Source organism: Pontibacter ummariensis (assembly GCF_900188175.1).
Classification (GTDB): domain Bacteria; phylum Bacteroidota; class Bacteroidia; order Cytophagales; family Hymenobacteraceae; genus Pontibacter; species Pontibacter ummariensis.
Map to the genome: position 1 here is coordinate 1 of NZ_FZOQ01000067.1, position 2,602 is coordinate 2,602.

The following is a 2,602-nucleotide window of genomic DNA, read 5'->3' on the forward strand; positions in this document are numbered from 1 at the left end:
CCTCCCCTGCGACTTGGCGCGGAGCAGCCCTGCTACCTGTTTTACCTAAAAACAGAAAGAGGCGCCCAAACGGGCACCCTTTTCTCTGCAATCAACCTTTTCCCTGATTGTTACTTATACAATGTTGTAACGGTGAGCCTGGCTATATAGTATGAAAACAGCCGCTGCCCTTCTAATATTTCCCTCTACGCCAACTAAGTTCACGCTTCCAGCCTTTCAGTTCAAGGATGTTCCCGTACGGCGTCAGTAGGTTGTGTTAAGGAGCGCCTGACTGGGTTGATCGTGAGGGTGCCTGGAAACTCCCTCAATCTTTAAAGACCTACCCAAGAAGAGCTGCCTTTCCGTAAGCCCGTAGTCGTTATGCGCTTTGATTCCTAGCAGGAGGCATAAAATTAAGTAAAGTATTCCCTTGCAACGGTAAGCAATGAAACCTTTTTGCTTGCATCGCGTCAACATGTAAGATTCTGGAGCGCACCGAAAGTTAAGAAGTGATCGGTGCAGACATATTAAGGACATTAGCCGGGGAACTTCAAGCTCCCTTGGCTGGTGTCTTTTTTAGTTCGTGGTGTGGCCAGTTGTTATAAGCAAAGAGGAGAGGCAAAGGCTAGGCATCGCCGGCGGTGCGAAGATTAAGGGCAGAACAGCGTGCTTGCCAAGACAGGCATACGGGATGGCCCTGTATCACCCGTGTCGTTAGTCACCCGTGAATGTCCCGACAGATATGTCAAAAACTTGAGAGCTTTTATGGCGAAACGGTTTATTGAGAAGAGGCCTGTCTGAACGGGCTGAAGGTGTACTTTCCGTTCGCCAGGTAGTTACCAACTAAAGAGGCCTCTTATCGCAGGTGCGTGAAACGGGTGGCGCTTGGCGTTAGGCAAACTGGCGAAGAAATACCCTTACCCCTCTGTCTTACTACAGGATAAAAGTACTTCCGGTAAAATTAAAGCACCTGTGCATCATGTCTGCACAAGCGCTTTCAAAGCTTCATTAGGAATTAAAAATCAAAGAAATCACTTAGAAACGATTCCTTTTTCTTGTGCGGATGCTTTTTAAGTGTGTCGTGGCCATGATCACCATAGCCATAACGTTTAGAGTCAGTCTCGTAATTTTCTTTCTTGGAGTAATGGTCGGCGGAGCGCTCCATGATCTTTTCCAGTTCTCCGCGGTCCAGCCAGATTCCACGGCAATTGGGGCAATAATCAATCTCAACTCCGTTTTTTTCGCTCATTAAAAGCGTTTCGTTGCAGTTAGGGCATTTCATAGTTCGTGATTGCTTTGGTGTACTCTTAAATATAAGCAAAAGAATACAAAGCACCGAGTTAAAATAAGCCATTGAACATATTGATTCCTGTCTGCCTTACTCTAGTTAGTGGGATGCCTCTTTGTCCCTGAACAGGGGCTAAGAGGCTTTTCTTTTGGCCCCACAACTACCATTGAGCTAAATAGTGTATTTAAAGATGATGGTGCTTAAGCATCACCCTTCCCTGTTGTAACACTTTGCTGCTAATAATGTGGTGACCACCGGCCTAAGTGTTGTCTCACCGGCCAACTTCTGGTTTAGAGGTTTCCAATCCATTGCCACTTTCACGGTCTTCTATGGGCAGGCCCTGCGCGGCCCAATTGCCAAATGTTATGCTAGATCAGGAGCACACGGGAAATGTGATCGATGTTAATCTCTTTCAGTTCACCATCAATGTGCTGGGGACTGGGTGTATTCTGAGCAGGCAACAGGGCGTGTGGTGCACATCCCCAGCAGCCAGTATTCACAGGCCCAATTCAACTGTAACTGTGGCTTTAAGTACCTGTGGCACGAGGTGAAGGTAACTGTTGCGTCAGAAAGCAAAAGCCAAGCTATTGTAAATAGAGAATCGACACTATGTTCACCGCAACGGGGAGGCAGAGCAAATCTTCCGGAGAGAATCAAGGCATCACCTTTTTTTCTACAGGCCTTTTAATGTCTGGGTCTTCACGAAAGTATGGGAAAACGACGTGCAGCTGACCGTTCATCACCTGAGTGGCTTGAATGGCCGCCGCGAAAGGGGGAGCTATGGGTGGAGGTAATGAGAGCATCCTAGGCTGCCCCTGATATTAATTTTGCTTATCCTACTACGCGCATCTAGTAGGAATCAAGGAATCAGCCATAGGAAAAACAGGAGAACCAAAGCCTTTGCGGTGGCTACAACTAACCCTGGTAAGGAAAGGCTGTATTCTCTGCGATGAGCCCCGGCTCTTTTCCTCTAACGGAAGAAGCACCCGGAGGCCCCTTGTGCAACCGCCGTATGAAATGACCTGAGAAAGGCATTGGACTCTAACCATGAAGGACTTTGCTCACTTTTTCCAGCTCCTCATCATTATCCACCATTACCATGAGCTTGTCTTTTTCCTGCAGCACAGTGGCTCCATTAGGTGTCACGAATTTACCACCCCTGTCTATGAGCACAATGAGGGACGTTTTGGGCAGCTGTAGCTCCACAATGGACTTCCCAGCCGCCTGGCTACTGCTATCTAGGTAAAGCTCCACTAGGCTATTTTTAGCGTCGTAGCCCAAATCCTCCCCCACCCTAACCTTTTTCGGTGTGTTGTCCTGCTGGCTTAGATTGAG

At 47.8% G+C, this 2,602-nt stretch carries 2 protein-coding genes; both read right to left on the reverse strand.

Annotated elements, in window-relative coordinates:
- Nucleotides 1-994 precede the first annotated feature (994 nt).
- Entirely contained in the window at nucleotides 995-1,261 is a 267-nt protein-coding gene (locus CHB92_RS25345) for a TFIIB-type zinc ribbon-containing protein (protein ID WP_089322030.1), read from the reverse strand.
- A 1,047-nt stretch (nucleotides 1,262-2,308) separates the two neighbouring features.
- Nucleotides 2,309-2,602, reverse strand: a 294-nt coding sequence (locus CHB92_RS25350) for a TrkA C-terminal domain-containing protein (protein WP_308701876.1), incomplete at its 5' end; no start/stop codon positions are given.